17 protein-coding genes are annotated in these 21,113 nt (G+C 36.7%); 9 read left to right on the top strand and 8 right to left on the bottom strand.

The window, feature by feature from the left end; translation table 11 throughout:
- Nucleotides 1-74: 74 nt before the first annotated feature.
- Both BMX49_RS01625 and BMX49_RS01620 read right to left on the bottom strand, forming a co-directional pair.
- Nucleotides 75-1,934, bottom strand: coding sequence for a transthyretin-like family protein (locus BMX49_RS01625; RefSeq protein ID WP_034718022.1), 1,860 nt, complete (start codon nt 1,932-1,934; stop codon nt 75-77).
- A gap of 186 nt (nt 1,935-2,120) precedes the next feature.
- Nucleotides 2,121-3,002, bottom strand: a complete 882-nt coding sequence (locus tag BMX49_RS01620; protein WP_034718020.1) for a cupin-like domain-containing protein — start codon at nt 3,000-3,002, stop codon at nt 2,121-2,123.
- A 164-nt stretch (nt 3,003-3,166) separates the two neighbouring features.
- Between BMX49_RS01620 and BMX49_RS01615 the strand changes: the two genes are divergently transcribed.
- Nucleotides 3,167-5,866: a TonB-dependent receptor gene (locus tag BMX49_RS01615; RefSeq protein ID WP_034718018.1), complete on the top strand. Its 2,700-nt coding sequence runs from the start codon at nt 3,167-3,169 to the stop codon at nt 5,864-5,866.
- 74 nt (nt 5,867-5,940) lie between these two features.
- On the opposite strand, the gene BMX49_RS01610 is transcribed toward BMX49_RS01615, so the two are convergent.
- Nucleotides 5,941-6,438: a DinB family protein gene (locus BMX49_RS01610; protein ID WP_034718017.1), complete on the bottom strand. Its 498-nt coding sequence runs from the start codon at nt 6,436-6,438 to the stop codon at nt 5,941-5,943.
- Nucleotides 6,439-6,559: 121 nt separating this feature from the next.
- Here BMX49_RS01610 and BMX49_RS01605 point away from each other — a divergent pair, with 121 nt between their 5' ends.
- From BMX49_RS01605 to BMX49_RS01575, 8 genes are all read left to right on the top strand, one after another.
- Nucleotides 6,560-7,450 carry a GLPGLI family protein gene (locus BMX49_RS01605; protein ID WP_034718016.1) on the top strand — a complete coding sequence of 297 codons (891 nt, stop codon included), beginning with the start codon at nt 6,560-6,562 and terminating at the stop codon, nt 7,448-7,450.
- A gap of 120 nt (nt 7,451-7,570) precedes the next feature.
- Nucleotides 7,571-7,846, top strand: a complete 276-nt coding sequence (locus BMX49_RS01600; RefSeq protein WP_375600465.1) for a FeoA family protein — start codon at nt 7,571-7,573, stop codon at nt 7,844-7,846.
- Between the two features lie 37 nt (nt 7,847-7,883).
- On the top strand, nt 7,884-9,917 hold the full coding sequence (feoB, locus tag BMX49_RS01595) for a ferrous iron transport protein B (RefSeq protein WP_034718014.1): 2,034 nt from the start codon (nt 7,884-7,886) through the stop codon (nt 9,915-9,917).
- The gene (locus BMX49_RS14645; protein WP_156030675.1) at nt 9,917-10,069 is read left to right on the top strand and encodes a hypothetical protein; all 153 of its coding nucleotides are present in this window, start codon (nt 9,917-9,919) and stop codon (nt 10,067-10,069) included. The genes feoB and BMX49_RS14645 overlap by 1 nt, the downstream gene beginning before the upstream one ends.
- 171 nt (nt 10,070-10,240) lie before the next feature.
- Nucleotides 10,241-11,623, top strand: a complete 1,383-nt coding sequence (gene glmM, locus BMX49_RS01590) for a phosphoglucosamine mutase (RefSeq protein ID WP_034721046.1) — start codon at nt 10,241-10,243, stop codon at nt 11,621-11,623.
- A 34-nt stretch (nt 11,624-11,657) separates the two neighbouring features.
- The gene (locus BMX49_RS01585; protein ID WP_034718009.1) at nt 11,658-11,876 is read left to right on the top strand and encodes a DUF2683 family protein; all 219 of its coding nucleotides are present in this window, start codon (nt 11,658-11,660) and stop codon (nt 11,874-11,876) included.
- Nucleotides 11,873-12,097 carry a hypothetical protein gene (locus BMX49_RS01580; protein ID WP_034718007.1) on the top strand — a complete coding sequence of 75 codons (225 nt, stop codon included), beginning with the start codon at nt 11,873-11,875 and terminating at the stop codon, nt 12,095-12,097. The genes BMX49_RS01585 and BMX49_RS01580 overlap by 4 nt, the downstream gene beginning before the upstream one ends.
- Before the next feature lie 124 nt (nt 12,098-12,221).
- Complete coding sequence (locus tag BMX49_RS01575; protein WP_034718006.1) at nt 12,222-13,592, top strand: tetratricopeptide repeat protein; 1,371 nt, start codon at nt 12,222-12,224, stop codon at nt 13,590-13,592.
- Nucleotides 13,593-13,741: 149 nt separating this feature from the next.
- Here the strand turns inward: BMX49_RS01575 and BMX49_RS01570 are convergent, their stop codons facing one another.
- The 5 genes from BMX49_RS01570 to BMX49_RS01550 all read right to left on the bottom strand — a co-directional run bounded on the left by BMX49_RS01570 (nt 13,742) and on the right by BMX49_RS01550 (nt 20,805).
- Entirely contained in the window at nt 13,742-15,034 is a 1,293-nt protein-coding gene (locus BMX49_RS01570; RefSeq protein ID WP_246005100.1) for a DUF6080 domain-containing protein, read from the bottom strand.
- Nucleotides 15,035-15,046: 12 nt separating this feature from the next.
- Entirely contained in the window at nt 15,047-16,591 is a 1,545-nt protein-coding gene (locus tag BMX49_RS01565; protein ID WP_034718004.1) for a protein adenylyltransferase SelO, read from the bottom strand.
- Nucleotides 16,592-16,665: 74 nt separating this feature from the next.
- Nucleotides 16,666-19,044: a penicillin-binding protein 1A gene (locus tag BMX49_RS01560; protein ID WP_034718002.1), complete on the bottom strand. Its 2,379-nt coding sequence runs from the start codon at nt 19,042-19,044 to the stop codon at nt 16,666-16,668.
- 8 nt (nt 19,045-19,052) lie between these two features.
- A complete protein-coding gene (locus BMX49_RS01555) occupies nt 19,053-19,517 on the bottom strand; it encodes a gliding motility lipoprotein GldH (protein WP_126337175.1) in 465 nt (154 codons plus the stop codon).
- The gene (locus BMX49_RS01550) at nt 19,510-20,805 is read right to left on the bottom strand and encodes a PSP1 domain-containing protein (RefSeq protein WP_034717999.1); all 1,296 of its coding nucleotides are present in this window, start codon (nt 20,803-20,805) and stop codon (nt 19,510-19,512) included. The genes BMX49_RS01555 and BMX49_RS01550 overlap by 8 nt, the downstream gene beginning before the upstream one ends.
- Nucleotides 20,806-21,113 lie beyond the last annotated feature (308 nt).

The following is a 21,113-nucleotide window of genomic DNA, read 5'->3' as shown; positions in this document are numbered from 1 at the left end:
AAATTTTCAGAAATAAAAAAGAGACCAACAAAAAGTTGATCTCTACCTATCAATGATTCGATATAAAATAATCTTTAAACCTTACAGAAAGAAACAAAATCATTGTAGGAATTAAGATTGCCATCACCCGTTGTAAGTAAAGCGGTCGCTGAAATACTAACGGTATAAGCGCATGGCAAAAGATCCGCAACGGTATCGGTTGGTGGTGTAAATATTAACTGCGTACTGCCAAATGTTTCTGGTGCAGCAAGTAGCGCGATCGGATCAAACCCAAAACTTTGTCCCGGTTTGTGAGGTCCAGTTATGGAAAGGCTGACGTTGCTTAAATTCTCATTTCTCGCTCCATATTTTACATGTAATGCGTTCGTTACTTTGCTACAACCGCTGAGGCCTGCCACAATTTCTTGTAGGTCAACTGAAACAGCGATGTATTGATCGGAAACAGTTGATGGTGCCCAACTTCCATTCTTGTTTACATTTTTGTAAAGCACATTATAAATTGCGATTGGTTTTGATGTTCCCGCAATCATTTCTGTTGCGGCATTTCCCTGTTGTCTTTGTCGCATTCGTAGTGCGTAATATTTATTTTTCACCTGCGGTCTTGCTGGTGAAACGGTGGCACTTCCGATTGTAGAAGTAGGCGTGCTCATATCAATAGTCGTCACGCCAGCTAATTTTTCGGTATTAAGTTTCAGGATTTGACCGTCGGCATGTCCGATAAAGTTGGACTCCTGCGGGACTTGAATCCAGTTTCCATTGAAGGTAACTGTTTTCTCAGTGCCGGTTCCGTTGATGTAATAGTCTTCGAAATCTACGAAGTTGTTAGGATCGCCGGTGTAAGTGTACAGATATCCGATCACTGTTTTATCAATCATATTCGGCACGATGGGACTCCAGTTTCCGGGGTTTATCGCATCGGTCGGATTTGCTAATTGTTGAAATTCAAATAAATATTCCATCGGTTGAGCATTGATTTTTTTACAAATCGTTCCAATTAAATTAACGGAAGAGAAAAATGCATAGCCCGCCAAGGTTTTCCCAGTCGCCAGATTGATGCCGGATTGAATCGGGATATGTTGCGTTAAACCAAAATGCGTGAAAGATGGTGGTGTATCAGATTCTACCGCAATTAGTTCTTTCGCACATAATTTTACGCACAAGCAATATCCTACATTATTGCGTCGATTGGCTTTGGTTTCGAGCGCGAATCGCTGGCCGCCATATTCTAATTGAAAGTACACATCAGGACCGCTGGCAAATGGCAGAAGAACATCTGTTTCAATATTAATTACAGGTGAGAGAAAGGTTTTTTTAAATTCTACCGACGTGTAAAAGATTTTGAAATAGCCATTACTATCGGTCACATTTCTGCCCAACTCATCATCGGTAATGAAATCGGCATCCATTGCAATAACGGTAATTCCGGGTAGGGCTTTTTTTGTCTTGCAGTCGATTAACTGTCCGCAGATGGACCAAACATCGAAATATTTACCTTTGATCATACACCACCATTTTGAGGGAAGTCGGCATTGGAAATTAGACACGTGATTTTGATCGTCTATTAACTTCCATTCTGGGGTGAAAGTGGTGATGTGAAATTGTCGCGCTTTTCCTTTTTTTGGCGGATGTGGAAGGCGAGGAACGCTGTCGCAATAAATATCAATCTCAAAAGCTGAGCGTGAATATTTCTCGTCAATATTGATTCCAAAATTTCCTTCCATATCCGTTTCTGCTTCAGCGATTAAGCGATTCTGTTTAGCTTTAATTTCTTCATCGCTAAGCTCTCTGAAAGTGTCTTTGATTGCCGCAGCAGAAACTGCCGCAACATCATTCTCCCGTAACGGAAGATAAATACGTACTCTTACCTGACTCAGGTTTTCGAAACAATCTTCGCATAAGCGGGCAGAAAAGTTTCCTTTGATAATAAAACTCATGGTATAGTGAATTTGGTTTGCCTACTCTATAAGGTTTTCGGCTTAATCCTTAATTACACTACAAATTTATGGGTAAGCTGAGTATTGTAGACCCGTTAAATCACGCTTTCTATTCCCGTGATTACACGTTATTTCACAAAAAAATCTGCTTCAAAAGAAACAGATTAGATCAATTTTAACGGTCAATTATTTTGGCAATCCTTTCTTTAAAGCAAAATTGGCGCGCTCAATAGCTTTTCGCTCTTTCCAATCCATATACTTCTTCTTAAATTTTTTCTTCATAAAATTATCGAAGTTTCGCTGAACAGTCAAATTATAAAGCGACTTTGCTTTCACCATCCAAGATTCATCCCAAGCTCTCAAGGAAATCGAGAAACTTCCGTCCAGATATTTCATCCAATGCCACCAACCTGTCGGCATAAACAAAGTATCGCCGTGTTCTAAGTAACACTCAATTCCCTCCACACCGTCTAACGCAGGGAATTTCTCAAAATCTGGATTTGCTATGTCATAATCTTCTAGCGCGTATGTGGCATACGGAATTTTGTACAATCGGTCTTTCCATTTGTTATCAAAAAGGATGATATGTTTTCCTCCATTAAAATGCGTGTGGAAAATATGCGCCATATCAATATCAAAATGAAGGAATGTTTCCGAACCTTTCCCGCCAAAAAACATGTTGGGATATTTATCCAGAAAGCCGCCCATCAATTCTTTCGGCGAAATATAATCTTCTAAAAGTTTGGGAGCTTGTTTAATAGGATCAAAAAGAAAGATTCTTAAATCAGTCGGTTTTTCTTTAATTAAATCGATATAGTCACTGAACTTCATCTTTGCCGCTGCAGAATTAATAGGTGCTGAAGGATCTGCTTTCGAGGAATCATAGAGCGGAACTTCTACATCACCAACAACTTCTTTCATATATTCCATGGTCCATTTCTGGTACGCAGGCCAGTTTTTTGCCATGTTTTTTAGGACAACTGGTTTTCTTGGAAGCAGGTATTTTTCCCTAAATTCTTCCTTTGTGATCGATTCTACAATATCGATTGGTTGTAAGTGAAGTCCCATATTGAGTTCTTATTAATGTAACAAAAATAATAAAAAAAAGATTCCAACATCGATTTATAATGAGAAGTCGCGATTATATAATTTTATTTATCATCTCCATCGCCAATTCTATCCATGCAGTGTAACAAATAGGATGTTTCCTTTACTCATTAATAAATCATTCCATGAGAAAACTTTCTATTCTTTTTGCCTTATTTTTTTCCCTATTTATGTGGGCACAATCCTCCATTAGTGGAAAAATTGTTGATGAAGATGGCAAGCCAATTCCCAGTGCGAGTGTAACCGTAGAAGAACCGGGAAAAGATGCCATTATCGCTTACTCAATTACCAATATTAAAGGAGAATACAAAGTTACTTTTACCACACCTGAGCAAAATGTAGATTTAAAGATCAAAGCCTTTAATCAAAAACCGTCGCAAAAAGCGGTTAAGAATGAAAATCAAACTCAGAACTTTACTTTGCAGCCAGACGCTACAGAAATTAAAGAGGTAAAGCTAAAAGCCAAAATGATTACCAAAAGAGGCGATACGATTTCTTACGATATCAAAGCTTTTGAAAGCAAATCTGACCGTACGCTGGCAGATGTTCTAAAGAAAATTCCCGGCATTGATGTAAATAAAGATGGAACGGTTCTTTACCAAGGTGAAGCCATCAATAAATTTTATGTCAATGGAAAAGATTTAATGGAAGGTGGTTATGGAACCATCAATAACTCATTGCCAACGGGCGCTGTTTCCAAGGTAGAAGTGATGGAAAATCACCAGCCTGTAAAAATTCTTCAAGATAAAGTTCCCTCAGAAAATGCTGCGATCAACATCAAGTTAAAAAAGGCAGTTACCATGACGGGTCGCGGAGAAGTCGGTGTTGGAATGGAACCATTCTTATATAATTTGAAATTAACGCCAATGTTTTTCGGCCAGAAAAATCAATGGGTCGTCAACTATAAAACCAATAATAACGGTGAGAGCGTAGAAAGAGAAGGCAACATGTTGGCGTTCGGCAGTCGTTGGGAAGGCAGAAGAGGACAATCCGCCGGAAATTACTGGTTGAGTGTTGATAAAGCCAGCACGCCTAATATCCCAGAAAAAAGATATCTGATGAACAACGTTCATTTTTTCTCGGCCAATATTTTGACCAACCCTTTTAAAAGTAAAGAATGGGAATTGAAGGCGAGCACGAGTTACACCAACAACGCCATCAACAGAGATTCTAACCGGGAAACCATTTATGAAATTGATACCGATTTCTTTAAAGCTGGAAAAATAACAACTACAGAATCGAACAACCTTTACAGCAATGCCGCAAAAGGCGAAATCATCATCACGAAAAATGCCAAGAAAGGATTCTTTAAAAATACCACTACTTGGAATGGCTTCTGGAATGAAGATCGTGGGAATACGTCGACGAGGTATAATATGGCAGTTCCAGATCCTACTTTGAAGGATATTTTCATCGATGAATCGCTGAGCGCGCCGACGGGAATTATCAAAAACTCTTTAAGTACCATTATTCCCTGGAAAGAAAAACTGGTTAATTTCATGAGTTACCTTTCTTACCAAAAAGATCGGCAAACGTTGTCGGCGGAATATGAAAACTTTACAGATCTTGGGTCTGGTTTCGACCGTTTTGACCAAAGAATTTCTTCCTCCACTTTAAATGCAAATCATTCTGCCTCGGTTGGGTTTTCTTATAAAAGATTAACCATTACGCCAGAAGTAGGTTTGAATCTTTCTTTCAACGAAATGAATTCCCAATTGTTTGCGGATGGAAATTTATTAGGGATCGGCTATCAGAATAATATTAAATGGAATGAGATTAATCCTTACACGCAAGTTGGTTTTAATTATAAAGGCAATGCTTTAAACCTAAGCATCAATTTACCTTTAAATATGTACGGCATTGATTACAAAGATTTACTGAGATCGAAAGATTCTGAAATCAGCAAAACTGTTTTTGAACCTACTTTTTATGGAAGTTTCGACTTTGCCTCTTTCTGGAAAGTTTCTGGTTACGGTGGTTTAAATTACAGATACGGAGATTTTGGGTCGGTTTACGATGGATCTATTTTAACAAGTCCGAAATCTTTGAACTTTAGAGACAGTAATCTTTTGCCAGAAAATAGAAATATAAACTCATCAGCTCGACTGGAATATAGAAACCCATTGAATAATTTATTTTTCAATGTTCGATATAGTTATAACGATACCAAGAAAAACATCATCACCAAGTCTCGTCCTTTTGCGTCTGGAGCTTCGGCGGTGACTTTAGAATTCATCGATAACAATTCTTTTTCACAAACGGAGAGTGCAGAAATTGGTAAGTATTTCCCGAAATTTAAAACCAATGCTTCAGTAAGTTTCACCAATAGAGATTCTAATTCATTCAGTATTTTGGTGGATCAAAATAATGTCGACAACTATATTGAAAGCAAAAACAACGCACAAACTGTCGCGGTAAAATTTAATAATACCTATTTCTCTTGGATGAGTTTAGATTATAATATCTCCTTGAACTGGAATAAAAATAGTGACGATTATAGAAATAATGTCAATAAAAATTCTGGGTGGAATCACAATTTAAACTTGTTCCTTTATCCGATAGAAAATCATACCGTTGGTTTGGTTTGGGATGATGTTACCACTTCACAAGGCGCGACGAATCTTCGAAACTCCTTCTACGATCTATCTTACCAATATACTTGGGCAAAAAAGAAAATTGATTTTGAAATCAAATGGTTAAATATTGGCAACAAAAAACTGTACGAAACCATCAGTTATAATACGACCTATTTTTCAACGACCCGAAATAGCATTGAAATTAGACCTAGTCAAGTGATGTTTACGGTAAAATTTAATTTTAAATAATTGTATACTTACTATCAAAAATCCCATCTTGTCTCAACAGGATGGGATTTTTATTTTAGGTAAAATGGTTATTATTAAAAACTTCCATCATCTGCGCTGGGCCCATAACTTCCCGGCAGCGCAATATTATTTAACCGATAATAAACGCCAAGTTGTGCTCTATGATGCGCAATTTGATTCAGCCCATGTCTGATTGCTTCATATTTGTTAAATGAAGCGATGACTTGCTCGCCATTATTAATACTCCAGCTGCCTAGTAGATCTTCCTCATTAATAGTTTCCAGAATTTCTTTACTCTTTTGATAATCTTCTTCAAATTTCTGTTGAAGCTCCGCTTTTGTGTTTAGAAAAGTAGGTACATAATCTCCCGCTGCAAAGTCTAGTTTTTCCGTCGTCATCATAAAGGCAGGCCACCCAAAAATTTCTGCGATGTGTATCGCGAGAGTAATCATCTTCATGCTTTTTTCGTGCGGTTGGTATTCGTTAAGTTCGTCGGGGTAAATATTGAAGAACTCTTTCGTCGTTTCAAATTCCTGCGTCAATTCTTTTCTGAGAAGCGGTAGTGTTTCCATAATAGATGTTTTCAGTAAAGGTAAAAGGTTGCTTTTTAATTTGTAGTTAAACAAATATTAAATTTTCTTTATTTCTGTAACAAATCTTTAAGTAGGTTAACTAATACATTAAATAAAAATTATGAAAAAACTATTCACTCTTTTTGCCGTAAGCATTTTTTTTGCTTTGAATGCGCAAGAAACAGCTAACCGATTCTTTTATGAATTAACCTTTAAGCCGAAGAAAGATTCTGCGAAAGTAGAGAAGGTGATGACGATTTTGGATGTTGTAAAAGATAAATCGATTTACAGAGATTATACGATTGTTGCTCAAGATTCTATTCTTAAAATTCAAATTGAAGCGATGCAGAAATCTGGAGTTTTCAAGGATATTTCTAAGAGTATAACCATGCCGAAATTTTCAGAGAAGATTTATAAGTTTTATCCGAGCATTAAAGTGCAGTACGTTGATCGCGTAGCCAATGGATTTACGCCAATGAATATCGGATACAACGAAGATTTAAAGTTCAATTGGAAAATTGACGCTCAAAAAGAAAAAATTGGTGCTTACAATGTTCAAAAAGCAACCACGGAATATGGTGGTCGTAAATGGACGGCGTGGTTTACTGCTGACATTCCGTTGCAAGATGGTCCTTATAAATTTCATGGTTTGCCAGGTTTAATTGTTAAAGTATCCGATGATGGAAACAATTATTCTTGGGAATTAAAAGGGAATAAAAAAGTAGAGAATTTTAATGAAATTCCTTACATCGAGACCGTGTCGCCAGGTGGCGATGGTGGAAAAGTTGTAGAAGTTTCCCGTGAAAAGTTCGAGAAAACTTTTGGAGAATTTAAGAAAGATCCTATGGCGACTGCAAGACCATATTTCACGACGGAAGTTCTTTCACAAAAGATTCCAGGAAGTGATTTAACAATTGGGCAAATGGTAAAACAGCAAGAAAAAATGTTGAATGACTTTTTTAATGCGAATGATAATCCGATCGAAATTCAGGCTGCAAAAGCGAAAAAATAGAACTCATAGATTCTCAATTATATTTTAAACCTCAAAACAAATTTTTGTTTTGGGGTTTTTTTATGATTCTGGTCATTTTGGCGAGAATCCTTATTTAGATTTAATTTAAATAACCTATATTTGCGCATCAAAATTTTAGTGTTGAAAGGAGATAAATCAAATAAATTATGCTGTTTTCCCAAGAATATATCTGGGAAAATTTTGGGTTACGAAAATGACGACCTTAGAATGCCCAATAAAATTATTGAAATGGGTCTGCTCCCAGAAACCGTTTTCAAAATCCTGTACCAGGCACCCTTCAAAGGTCCCATGTATATAGAATTTGGCGACGAAAAAAGCAGAATTGCCCTTCGCGAAGAAGAAGCGCAGTTTATCATCGTGGAAACTTTATCTTAAGCAGTCCCGATAAATCTCAAAATAGATCGAGCGAAGAATGAAAACTTCAAACAAGAAACAAATCCTACTGGTCGGAAATCCCAACGTGGGAAAATCTACCGTCTTTAATTTACTTTGTAACAAAAAGCAAAAGACCGGAAATTACGCCGGAGTTACAGTAGCAAGCCATTCTGGCGACTACGACTATCAAGGTGAAAACATAGAAATAATCGATTTGCCGGGTTCTTACAGTATTTACCCGAGTTCTGAAGATGAAGCTATTTTATCAAAATTTTTGATCAAAGAGCAAGATCAATATTCAGGTGTCGTCTATATTTTAGAAGCTTTAAGCATTAAACGAGGATTGCTTCTTTTCCAACAAATTCAAGATTTAGGTATTCCTACTTTATTGGTGGTCAATCAAATCGATCAAGCCGAACGACGCGGAATCAAAATTGACATCGACCAACTTTCAAAAGAACTTAACGTCACCGTTCTGCAGGCCAACGCCAAAGAAAATCAAGGGATTGAAGAGCTTCGTGCCGAAATTCATAAAGGCAGTTTTACTAAATCCGACACCGTCTCTTTCGATATTCCAACCGAGCACAAAGGTTTGGTTTTTAAAATCTTAGCCGAAACAAAAGAAGAAAATCAGTATAAAATCTGGACCTTATTATCGTCTGACACTTATTTAGGAAAGATAGAAACCGTTCATGAACAACTGAATAATGATGAGGTTAAATGTTTGGTTCCGAAAAGGTTGCAGACTCAGGAAACCATCAGAAGGTATCAGGAAATTGATAAGATAATTACCAAAGTACTATTTAAGAAACCTCAGTTCAAAGAATTGCTAACGGAGAAATTAGATAAGGTTTTAGTTCATCCGATTTGGGGCTATGTCATTTTTGGATTTATTTTACTGATTATTTTCCAAAGTGTTTTCTTCTTGGCAGAATATCCAATGAACTGGATTTCAGAATTCTTCCTTTGGTTCTCTTCCTTTGCTAATGCGCACCTTCCGGCCGGACCGATCAATTCTCTATTAGCAAATGGAATTATTCCTGGAGTTGGAGGAATTATGGTCTTCGCACCACAGATTGGTATTTTACTTTACTTCCTTTATCTGCTAGAAGATTCAGGATATATGGCTAGAGTTATATTTTTAATGGATCGATTTCTTCGTCCCTTTGGTTTAAACGGGAAAAGTATCGTGCCCTTGGTTTCCGGGACGGCCTGTGCGATTCCCGCGATCATGTCCACGCGAAATATTGAGAATGTAAAAGAACGTTTGATTACCATCTTGGTAACGCCTTTTATGACGTGTTCAGCGCGGCTTCCAGTTTACAGTATTATTATTGGCTTGATCATTCCTAATAAATATTTTATCGGAATTAGTTACAAAGCAATTGCTTTAATGGCCATGTATTTCCTGGGTTTTTTCACCTCATTAATTGCCGCTTTAATCCTAAAAAAAGTTATTAAAAGCACCGCTAAATCCTTTCTTGTGATGGATTTGCCTTCTTACAAAATGCCGCTTTTCGGGTATGATTTCAAAATCGTACTTGGTAAAGTTTGGGAATTTATCACGGGTGCGGGAAAAATAATTTTCTTGTTCAGTATCGTTATCTGGTTCTTCAGTTATATTGGTCCCAAGCAAAACGATGATGAATTCGTCGCCACCGATGTGAAATTAGAACAATCTTACCTTGCCAAAATGGGTAAATCCATTGAACCTGCCATCGCGCCGCTCGGTTACGATTGGAAAATGGGTGTTGGGATTCTAACAAGTTTCGTAGCCAGAGAAGTTTTTGTCGGAACCATGTCAACGTTATATAGTTTAGATGATGAAGCTCCAGAAGGAACGATCATTGAAAAAATGCGCAGCGACCGAAAACCTAATGGTGACAAAGTCTATAGTTTTGCCACGGGAATTTCTATCCTATTTTTCTACGCCTTTGCCATGCAATGTGTTTCTACTTTAGCCGTTGTATATAGAGAAACAAAGTCCTGGAAATGGACGATGGCGCAACTTTTCGGCATGTCGGGCTTGGCTTATATTGCATCTTTAATTGTCTACCAAATTCTAAAATAATGGATAATTCACTTCTTGTTCAATACCTTATTATCGCTGTAATCGTTGTGATTGCAGCTTATTCTTTATTTAAAGTCATCGCTAAAAATTTCAGTTCCAATAAATTTAAAAAGAAAGGAAAACCTGGCTGCGATTCCGATTGTTGTGGATAAATGATTTGAGTTAAAGCACTCAAAATCAAAGGTCTATTTTTTTAATAAGATTGAAGCAATACTCTTTGCCTATCATTCTTTCTCCTATTTAATTCGTATTTTTGCAGATTGAGAAATCCGACTTTCGAGAATTTATTTATTCTTGAAAATCATTTAAATAAAAATCATTTTATGGCTTTAATAAAATCTATTTCAGGAATCCGCGGAACCATCGGTGGCAAAGTTGATGAAAACCTAACGCCGCTTGATGTCGTAAAATTTACGTCTGCATTTGGAACCTGGCTTCAGAACAATAATAATAAAAAAGATTTAACAATCGTCGTTGGTCGTGATGCCCGTATTTCTGGATCTATGGTGAACTCATTGGTGACCGCAACATTGCAGGGACTGGGAATTCACGTTATTGATTTAGGCCTTTCTACAACTCCAACGGTTGAAGTAATGGTTCCTGAACTTAACGCAGATGGAGGAATTATTTTGACTGCATCTCATAATCCCAAGGAATGGAATGCTTTGAAATTATTAAATGAAAAAGGCGAATTCATAACAGGTGAAAACGGAACAGAAGTTCTGGGTTTAGCAGAAAGTCAAGATTTTGATTATGCTCAGGTTGATAATTTAGGGAAATATGAAACTCGGAATGACGGTTTTGATATCCATATTCAAAAGATTCTGGATTTACCCATGGTCGATGCAGAAGCAATTAAAGCCAAGAAATTTAAAGTTGTTGTTGATGCTGTAAATTCAACAGGTGGAATTGCTATTCCACAATTGCTGGAACATTTCGGCTGTGAAGTGGTGAAATTATACTGCGAACCCAACGGTCATTTCCCGCACAATCCAGAACCGTTAAAGGAACATTTAGGAGATATTTGCGAGCTCATGAAAACCGAAAAAGCAGATGTTGGAATCGTAGTCGATCCAGATGTTGACCGTTTGGCGTTGGTCGATGAAAACGGAGATCTTTTCGGTGAGGAATATACTTTGGTTGCCGTAGCTGATTATCTTTTAAGACATCAGAAAGGAGCAGCGATTTCCAATCTTTCTTCAAGTCGTGCCTTAAGAGATGTAGCAAGAAATTTAGGTTCTGAATATTTTGCCAGCGCTGTTGGAGAAGTAAACGTAGTTACTTTAATGAAAGAGAAAAACGCTGTTATTGGTGGTGAAGGAAATGGTGGAATCATCTATCCTGAACTTCATTACGGTCGTGATTCTTTGGTTGGTGTAGCTTTGTTTCTAACCCATTTGGCAAAGGAAAATAAAACGGTTTCTGAGCTGAGAGCAACTTACCCGAGTTATTTCATGGGTAAAAAGAAAATTGAATTAACTCCAGATATCGATGTTGACTCTCTTTTAACAAAAATGGAAAAAGAGTATCAAAAAGAGGATGTTTCGACTGTTGATGGGGTGAAAATAGATTTTGAAAACAATTGGGTTCATTTGAGAAAATCGAATACAGAACCGATTATCAGAATTTATACCGAAGCCTTTTCACAAGAAGAAGCTGACCGTCTTGGCGATGAAATGATAGAAAAAATAAGAAGTTTGATTTAATTAGAATTAAGTAACTTTATTTCAAATTTTAGCAATGACAATTACAATAAACCCCAAAAATAAAAAAGAATCTGAAAAGATAAAAGCGATTCTCAAAGCAATTGAGGTTGATTTTGTCGAAGACACTTTAGAAAATGATTGGTGGCATGAACTTTCAGACTCTGAAAAACATTCTATCGAAATGGGTTTGAAAGATGTCGAAGAAGGAAGAGTAATTTCACATGAAGAAGTTATGAAATCTTTTGGAAGATGAAAAATGTAAGTTGGTCCCTAAAAGGCAGTAAAGAATTAAATGAGGTTTATGATTATTGGACACTTCACAATAAGTCTAATGTATATTCAGAAAAAATTCTTGATGAAAGTTTTAGAATGATTAATTTAGTACGTTCACAAAGTTACATTGGTGAGGAAAATAAAATTAAAAAAATCAGAAGAATTTTAATTTTAGAGAATTTTCTCTGTTCTATAAATTAATGAATGACGAAATTAAAATCTTATCATTCTTCGATAATAGAAGAGATCCGAGCAACTTAAAAATTAATTAAAAAACTTTTTCATATCTAATTATAAGTTAGGTAGAGAAAAAAACAACAATATATTGGAAGAATTTTTTGAAAATGAACTTGTTGAAAAGTTCGAAGCAATGATTGAAAATAATGATGAATTCTACTTCGAAACCGAAGAGTATGAAGAGATCATTATTTATTACCTTGAAATGGGTGATATTTCCTTTGCCGATGTGGCAACAAAATATGGATTGAAAATTCATCCTAATTCTCTGGATTTAAAAGTGAAGCAATTCGAAGTTTTCTTGGAGTTAGAGAAATACGCTGAGGCTAAGGAACTGATGGCTGAATTAAAGGAAAGCTGTATGGATAATACCGATTTCTTAGTTTGTTGCGCCAAATATTTTTCGAATCTAGGAAACCCGAGACGCTCCATCGAGTTTTGTGAAAAAGGATTGGAATTAGAAGAAGAAGAAAATTTTCTGCACAATTTTATCGCTGATGAATTTGTGAATTTAGAAGATCCATTCAAGGCTTTGAAGCATTATAAACTGGCTTTGAATTTTGATCCGCAAGACGAATATGCCTTAGAAAACGTCATGTTCTGTTACAACCAACTCAAGAGAAGCGATGAAGCCATCGATTTCCTGAACGGATACTTGGATAAATATGCCTTCTCTGAAACCGCTTGGTATGAATACGGGCAGTTTTATTTCAACAAAAAGAAATACGAAGAAGCCATCAAAGGGTTCGACTATTTATTGGCAATTAATCCACAATCGGTGGGCGTATATGCCAATAAAGCGGCGTGTTTTGAAGCGATGGGCGAGTGGTTGAAAGCTATTGCTGTTTATGAAGAAATGTTGGCTTTAGAATATACCAAATCGTTTACGTTTTACAAAATTGGGTTGTGTTATAAAGAAAACAAGCAGCCAGTTTTGGCTCTAAATTCCTTTCAGAAATCGTTGCGTGACGATCCACAGTTTTACCTTTCCATGATGGAGCAATCCTACATCTACGAAGAAATGGGTGGAATGAAAGAGGCGCTACACTTTGCAAAAGAAGCCGTTTCTTTGAATGACTCCAATTTAGATTATCAAAAAAGATTGGCGTTTCTCTACATTGAGGGTGGAAAGTTTGAAGAGAGCTTGGCATGTTTGAAAAAGTTAGTCGATTTCGAACCGACACGTTTTTATAATTGGTATGCCTATTCTGAAGTGCTGATGTTGATTGGCGAATATGAAGATGCGACTTCCTTGTTAGTAGAAGCCACGAAATTGCACAATCGAGCCGAATTGTTTTATCAATTAAGCAATTGTTATTTCCAGCTCAATAATCCAAAAAAAGGACGAACAGCATTAGCCACGGCTTTAGAACTTGATCCGCATCTATTGGAAGATATGCAGCAAAAATATCCTTTCATTAAAGACGAGGTTGAGAAAGTAAAGACTAAAAAGAAGTAATATTTTGACTAAATACAAAACGCACCGTAAAGTGCGTTTTTTTTTGTTTAAAACTATTTTTGAAGGAATAAATTACGCCAAGATTGTCGCTGACAAATTAAACTGGTTCATCTCAGGTTGAGCTTATCGAACTATTCTTCAAATTAAAATTACCGATAATATTTTTCCAAGAAATTAAAAAATTCAACCATTCTGAAAACGTTGGTAATTGCCAAATAGAAAAACGAAATCGAAATGATTACATACAGCGAACTAAGTGTTTTTGGTGAATCTTTATAACTAAAGAATAGCCAACCAATCATCAATGGAACGATAAATATAAAATGGCCGCCATAGATGTAGGAAGTATGAAGGCCGAACTTTAAGACAGTGTGAATTAAAATGTCGACCAGAAATGAAATCATTAAAATCTGAACGAATTTATTTCTAAAGTTCTTTGCATAACTCCATATAACCAAGGATAAAATCACTGCCACAAAAAGATACGGAAGTACAGACGAATAAGTTTCCATAAAAAGAGCTTTGAACTCAAAACCTTTTTTATTGTGATAATCGCGCAGTGTAAAACTGGTGAAAAGCATGTTTCCGCCAAAAAACCAGGAAACAATCATATCCCAAATGGGCGTCACTTTGTGTGTTGAAAATTTTTCATATTGCTGGGTTGATTTATTGAGTAAGTTTAAAACCTTAAAATCTAAACGATAAAAAAACAGCAACAGAAAAACCGAAACCGAGATTAATACGCGTAAAACCAAATTGCCAAACTTTTTCCAATTTCGGAAAACTTGCTTTTCAAAAAGAAGTGGGATATAAACTTTAACGATATTCGTGATGGTTAATCCACCGATAGCAATTCCAGTTAGAGCCAATGCAGTTGCCGGAATTTTCTCTTCTTTTCTTAATTTTAAGGCGGCATAATAATTAAATAAAACTAGAAATAGTAAAGTATAGGTGTAAGTTTCTGGTGTGAAAGAAAGTAAAATGGGCGTCGTAAAGAAGGAGAAGAAGAACAAGATGAGTAAAGAAATCTTTTTCGGTAAGTTGATGATATTCTTTAAATATTTGTAGAGCTGAACTAAACTCAAGCTTATTGCAATATTGCTGCACCAGGCCAAAACAAGACGAAATACATCATCTTTTCTACCACCGGAAAACAAATACGCAAATTCACGAAGCCAGTCGAAAAAATAATTGGCCAATGGATGTCTTTCATAGCCGCCGCCAGTCATGACAATCGCTCGATTATCAAAACTAAAATAGGCATCCCAGGGAATTCGATCATCAAAAATAATCCGATAATTCAGGGCAATTGAAGTTCCCAAAATCCCATAAGCGGTCAGGAAAAATAGAAACAACACCAATTCGAATTTTGTTTCTGGGAAAACAGTTTTCAGAAAATCGGAGAATTTTTGTTTAAAGTTCAAGGTAAGAAATTTCGGCAAAAGTAAGGAATTTTAAGAACTACAAGAAAGCGTAGAGCAGCCCGTTTGTCCATCATATTCGATCGGCCTTTTAACTGAGAAGTCGGGATAGATTTCTTCGTACGGATTTTCTAGCGCGATTACCAGTTTGTTGAGCAAATCTTTTTTTCCTTCATTCAACTCATTACTACATTCGAACAGAAGATAATTTCGCAGAATAAATTTAGGATTTGTTTTTTTCATTAATCTTACAGAGTCTTCTTTTGAAATAGTGTTTTTCGTTAATCTCTCTTTATAACTTTGGAGAAACTCCCTAAGTTGTAGAAATTGCTCTTCCGATATTCTTGTGTAAAAAACTTCTTTAAAATGGATTTTATAGTCGACGCTTTCGGAATAACTTTCCAGCTGTTTAAAAAATAAGGTGTAATCGATCTTCAAATCCTGCATCAGCTGCTGTGCTTCTGTGAAGAATTCTCCATCGGCTTCTTGAACTTCATCAAAGCCGAATTTCTTAGCCATCATTTCATCGTGCTTTTTCCAGAAAGTCGTGTTGAAATTATTGAGAATAGTTTCTAATTTCGCTTCTTCTTTAATTAAGGGAAAAAGAGCATTGGCCAATTGCCAAAGATTCCACTGAGCGATTTTTGCCTGATTTCCGAAAGCATATCGACGACCGGGTAAATCAGTTGTATTAGGCGTGAAATTGAGATCGTACTCATCTAAAAAGGAAAATGGGCCGTAGTCAATCGTTAATCCCAAAATAGACATATTATCCGTGTTCATTACACCGTGAACGAATCCGACCCGAAACCAATCCACAATCATTTCGGCTGTCTTATCTGCCACGGACTGGAAGAATGCTGCATATTTATCTTCACTATCCTTTTCTATTTGTGGAAAATAGTTTTCGATCGCAAAATCTGTAAGCTGCTTGAGCGTTTCAAATTCGCCTTGCGCAGATAACAATTCGAAATGCCCGAATCTTAAAAAACTTGCTGCTACTCTGGTCATCACAGCTCCTTTTTCGTAGGCAGCATTTCCATCATATAACATATCTCGCACAACTTGCTCGCCACTGAAAGAAAGTGACAAGGCGCGCGTTGTGGAAACGCCCAAATGAAACATGGCTTCACTCATCAAATATTCTCGCACAGAAGAGCGAAGAACCGCTCGACCATCGGCGTGACGGGAATAGGGCGTTGCGCCAGCACCTTTCCATTGTATTTCTGTTTTTTCGCCTTCCTTATTTTTAATTTCTCCAGCAAAGATTGCGCGACCATCACCAAGTTGCCCCGCCCAATTTCCAAACTGATGACCTGCGTAAGCTGTTGCGTACGTTTTCATCGTTGAAGGAAGAGCTTTCGCGTTGAGGAAATCTTTATCTTCCTCATTTTCAATTTTACCTAAACCAATCTCTGCGGAAAGCTTTTCATTGAAAATAATTAAGTCTGGATTTTCAAAATGAGCAATTTCTGTGGTGGAAACAACTATTTTCGGAGTTTGCCTTTGCCTCTTATTTCCCGACAAGTCTCCTGGAAATAAGTATAAATATTGTTGCGTGATATGATCTAAATTCATGATCCAAAGTTCGTTAAAAAAAACATCCTTCCAAAAGTTTGAAAGGATGTTTCTATATTATCTATAAATTACCGCTATTTATTAAAGTCAATATCGTCGCCGGTATTGATTTTTTCATTCACGTTATCTTCGGTTTTCGCCGGTGGTTTTTTTACCGTATTGGTCGGTTCTACAATGGTTGGATTTTTAATTTGATCTAAAGTTTGTAAACCACCATCATCGCCGTAGCCACCTAAACCTTGTAAATCGGAGCAGTTCCCTGTCCAGTTAGATGGTTTTACGAATTTATCTTCTGGCAAAATACCCAGTTCTTTATCGCCCCAAACTTTTTTCATAAAAATCGCCCAAATTGGTAAGGCCATTTTAGCTCCTTGTCCTTCGCCTGTTCCAAAGAAGTGAGTGGCACGATCTTCCCAACCAACCCAAACACCTGTAGCTAAATTGGGTGTAATTCCCATAAACCAACCATCGGAGTTGTTCTGTGTTGTTCCTGTTTTACCCGCAATTTCAATTCCTTTCGCAACACCTCGTCTTCCCAATTCGCCAGAAGCTGTACCGAAATCTGCTACACCGCGCATTAAATCAATCATAGTATAAGCATACAATTCATTCATTACTTCCTTCAGCACTGGCTTAACTTCTTTGATGAGACGGCTATTGGCATCTTCAATCCGCCAAATCATTTCGGGCTTAATGTAGTTTCCGTAATTAGCAAACGTACTGTAAGCGCCTAACATTTCATAAATGGTAATATCCGAGGAGCCTAGAGCAACCGCATATTCATTTGGTATATCTTCAGTCACACCGAGATCTCGAGCAGTTTGAATTACGCTTTTCACCCCAGTCATTTCAATTAATCGAACTGCGACCGGGTTTTGGGACTGCGCTAAAGCATCTTTTAAAGTTAACATTCCACCTCTTCCTCTAACGCTCCAAGAGCCTTTCGTATAAGTAGCGTTGGAAACTGTAGAACATGGCGTCATTCCTAATTTCATAATGGCGGTCGCATAAACAAATGGTTTGAAGGTTGACCCAACTTGTCTTTTTCCTTGTTTAATGTGATCGTATTGGAAATGTTGCCAGTTAATTCCACCAACCCAAGCTTTAATTTCACCAGTTCCGGGAACCATCGACATTAATCCTGCTTGAGCAATTTGCTTGTGATAACGGATAGAATCCCAAGGCGTCATTTCTACTTCTTCCTCACCTTGCCAGGTAAATCGAGAGGTTTTAACAGGAGTTTTAAAGTCGAGCATTATCGAATCTTCCGAAACCCCAGCATTTTTTAATTGCTTGTATCTTCCAGTTCTCTTCATTGCGCTAAGCATGATTGAGTTGATCTGATTATCATTAATTTTATAAAAAGGGCGTTGCTTTCTTCCTCTTTGCTCGGCATCAAATCTTTTCTGTAAATCGGTTAGGTGTTCTTTAATGGCCTCTTCAGCGTAGGTTTGCATTTTCGAATCAAGCGTTATGTAAATTTTTAAACCGTCTTTAAAAAGATTTAAAGTTTTACCGGTCTTTTTTTCATAATCTTTAATATAAACCTCTACTTCTTTTCTAAGATAATATTTGTAATAAGCGGAGTAGCCATCATCAATAGTTTTAATCGGATGAAAGTCTACCGTGATCGGAGTTGCGACCGCTTTCCCATAGGTTTCCTGATCCAGATAGCCTGTTTTTAACATTTGATCTAAAACAACGTCGCGTCTTCGCTTTGCTCTTTCTGGATTTCGTAACGGATTGTTAGCAACTGGCGCTTCTAACATCGCAACAAACATCGCGGATTCAGGCAATGTCAATTTATTAGCTTTTTTATTGAAATAAATTCTGGAGGCCATTTCAATTCCGTTGGCATTATTAACGAAATCAAATTTGTTGAAATAGAGGGTGATTATTTCTTCTTTGGTATATCTTTTCTCCAGGCTTACCGCCACAACCCATTCTTTTAACTTTTGAAAAACACGTTGAAATTTATTTTGAGAAGCTAATCCTGTAAATAATAGTTTAGCTAACTGTTGGGTGATCGTCGATCCACCACCACGATTTCCCCCATAAGCCACGGCTCTCGCGATGGACTGTAAATCAATTCCAGAATGTTCTTTGAAACGCTCATCTTCTTTTGCCTGTAAAGCATAGATTAAATATGGTGGTAACTCCTTGTAAGTAACCGGTTGGGTTTTTTCTTTTTCAAATTTACCCAGCATTTTTCCATCAGAAGAATAGATTTCTGAGGCCACATAAATATCGGGATTTTCAAGTTGTTTCACATCGGGCATATCGCCCAGAAATCCTTGAGATACGGCGAAAAATAAGCCCGCAAGTCCTACGATTAAGACAATTACTGACATCCAAATGAATTTCACCCATTTTTTCCAGCCAGTGTTTTTGACTTTCTTCGGAGGAAGTGGAAACTTCTGTTGAGTATTTCCTTTATTCTTTATGTTTTCCATAAATAAGTTTACGGTTTAGCCGTTTCTATTTTTACACCAATATCTTCTATTCCCACTAAGTTATCATTTCTCATCGCCTGTATAACTCCGATGGAATAATTACCGTTTGCCGGGAATTTGTAATTTAATTTATATTGAAAAAGAGTCTCTTTCGTTTCACCGAATCCTTTTCCAATCCAGGCGCCATTGGGCTTTGCTAAAATATAATTTAAAGTATCGGTACTTTTACTTTTTGCTTTAAGATCTGAAAAATTAACGATTAATCTGATGTTGCTATAAGGATAATCATTGTTGTTTCTTACAACAAATATAATATTTTTTGGATTTTGCGCATCCTCTACTTTAAAGTTAAATTTCTGTTCTGCTTTCTTATTCCATTTTCCGTTAAGATCATTTAAAAACACCTGCTCGGAATCACTTTTACAGCTCGCAAGAAAAAACAAAACGAAAAAAGCACCTATTATCTTATGCATTGTCATCACGTTTTGGCTGTGGTTTCTTTTTAAAGTTTTTAGGTTTCTGATTGGCCGGCTTAGCGTTTGGTTGTACAGTTTTATCAAGTGGTTTTTCACCTGGTTTGTTTCTACGGTCGCCGGAGTTTTCCGCAGGTCTGTTGTCCGATCTATTTTGAGGATTGGGTTTTCTTTTGTTTTGACTTTTACCAGAATTTTTATTTCTTCTTTCAAAGCGATCCATATTATTTTCCTGAATAAGATCGACTGATTTTACAGGAATATCGTGCACTTTTACATCCTCTAAAGGCGGAGCCTTTTCACCATTCTTATTTTTGGCGATCATCATTTTAACATCTTTGGTGTCTAGATCATACCACGCCATTGAATGATCGGCGTAGGCAAACCACATTTTCTTTTTGAAAACATCAATTTTAATACAGAAAGCTTTTCCTTTCTCTGTGTCGATGGTAGTTGAAGAAGGTGGGAAGTCACTTAATGCATCCAGATAACTGTCGAGTTCGTAGTTTAAACAACATTTTAATTTTCCACATTGTCCGGCTAATTTCTGGGGATTAATACTCAATTGTTGATAACGCGCCGCATTCGTGTTTACAGAACGGAAATCAGTTAACCAAGTCGAACAGCAAAGTTCTCTTCCGCATGACCCAATACCACCAACTTTTGCAGCTTCCTGACGAAAACCAATTTGTTTCATGTCGATTTTAGTACGGAATAAAGACGCATACTCTTTAATCAATTGTCGGAAATCTACGCGGGTTTCGGCTGTGTAGAAGATGGTGACTTTTGTACCATCACCTTGATATTCAATATCGGTGATTTTCATTTCAAGATCCAGGGCGTACGCAATCTTTCTTGCTTGAATTTTCACCCCTTCCTCTCTTCCTCGTGCATCTTGCCAAACCTCAATGTCTTTTTGGTTGGCTAATCGGTAAATTTTCAGAGGGTTTTCTTCAGAGATATTTTTCTTTTTCATCTGAATTTTCACCAATTCTCCTGTAAGGCTTACTACACCTATATCGTGACCCGGACTAGATTCTACTGTGATGACGCTTCCCATATGAAGCGGTAATTTATTGACGTTTTTATAAAAAAATTTACGATCGTTCTTGAATCTTACTTCCACAAAATCTGTTTGAGATTGAGATGGGTTATTGATATTCGAGAGCCAATCGAAAACGCTTAATTTATAGCTATTTCCGCAAGTATCTACACTTTCACAGCCATTCGAGGATTTTGTGCCGCACGAATGGGACGAATCGCCGGATGTTTTACATCCACAACTCATATTTATATTTTAATTATATGTTGCAAATTTAGTATAAATTTTTCTGTATATTTCAATGAGCGCGAATTTAACAGTATTGATTTTTTAATTACACAAAACTAAGCCGTTATCTTGTGAATTATTCATTAATGTATTAGTTATTATGTAAATCATATAATTAAAATAAGAAGCACCTCTACGGCTTTATTGATTTCATTTAATTTAAACAAAGGTGGGAAATTATGGAATGTGAGTGAAGAAAGGCTTATTAACATTGAAATCTTTTAATATCAACCCTTACTTTTAAATTAAACATTAAGCATTAAATA

The organism is Kaistella antarctica (assembly GCF_900109615.1).
Taxonomy (GTDB): domain Bacteria; phylum Bacteroidota; class Bacteroidia; order Flavobacteriales; family Weeksellaceae; genus Kaistella; species Kaistella antarctica.
This window is presented reverse-complemented; position numbering and strand designations above follow the sequence as displayed.

Excerpts from the sequence above, each read along its gene's own strand:
- BMX49_RS01625 (WP_034718022.1), bottom strand. The coding sequence starts at position 1,934 with ATGAGTTTTATTATCAAAGGAAACTTTTCTGCCCGCTTATGCGAAGAT.
- BMX49_RS01620 (WP_034718020.1), bottom strand. The coding sequence starts at position 3,002 with ATGGGACTTCACTTACAACCAATCGATATTGTAGAATCGATCACAAAG.
- BMX49_RS01615 (WP_034718018.1), top strand. The coding sequence starts at position 3,167 with ATGAGAAAACTTTCTATTCTTTTTGCCTTATTTTTTTCCCTATTTATG.
- BMX49_RS01610 (WP_034718017.1), bottom strand. The coding sequence starts at position 6,438 with ATGGAAACACTACCGCTTCTCAGAAAAGAATTGACGCAGGAATTTGAA.
- BMX49_RS01605 (WP_034718016.1), top strand. The coding sequence starts at position 6,560 with ATGAAAAAACTATTCACTCTTTTTGCCGTAAGCATTTTTTTTGCTTTG.
- feoB (WP_034718014.1), top strand. The coding sequence starts at position 7,884 with ATGAAAACTTCAAACAAGAAACAAATCCTACTGGTCGGAAATCCCAAC.
- BMX49_RS14645 (WP_156030675.1), top strand. The coding sequence starts at position 9,917 with ATGGATAATTCACTTCTTGTTCAATACCTTATTATCGCTGTAATCGTT.
- glmM (WP_034721046.1), top strand. The coding sequence starts at position 10,241 with ATGGCTTTAATAAAATCTATTTCAGGAATCCGCGGAACCATCGGTGGC.
- BMX49_RS01585 (WP_034718009.1), top strand. The coding sequence starts at position 11,658 with ATGACAATTACAATAAACCCCAAAAATAAAAAAGAATCTGAAAAGATA.
- BMX49_RS01580 (WP_034718007.1), top strand. The coding sequence starts at position 11,873 with ATGAAAAATGTAAGTTGGTCCCTAAAAGGCAGTAAAGAATTAAATGAG.
- BMX49_RS01565 (WP_034718004.1), bottom strand. The coding sequence starts at position 16,591 with ATGAATTTAGATCATATCACGCAACAATATTTATACTTATTTCCAGGA.
- BMX49_RS01560 (WP_034718002.1), bottom strand. The coding sequence starts at position 19,044 with ATGGAAAACATAAAGAATAAAGGAAATACTCAACAGAAGTTTCCACTT.
- BMX49_RS01555 (WP_126337175.1), bottom strand. The coding sequence starts at position 19,517 with ATGCATAAGATAATAGGTGCTTTTTTCGTTTTGTTTTTTCTTGCGAGC.
- BMX49_RS01550 (WP_034717999.1), bottom strand. The coding sequence starts at position 20,805 with ATGAGTTGTGGATGTAAAACATCCGGCGATTCGTCCCATTCGTGCGGC.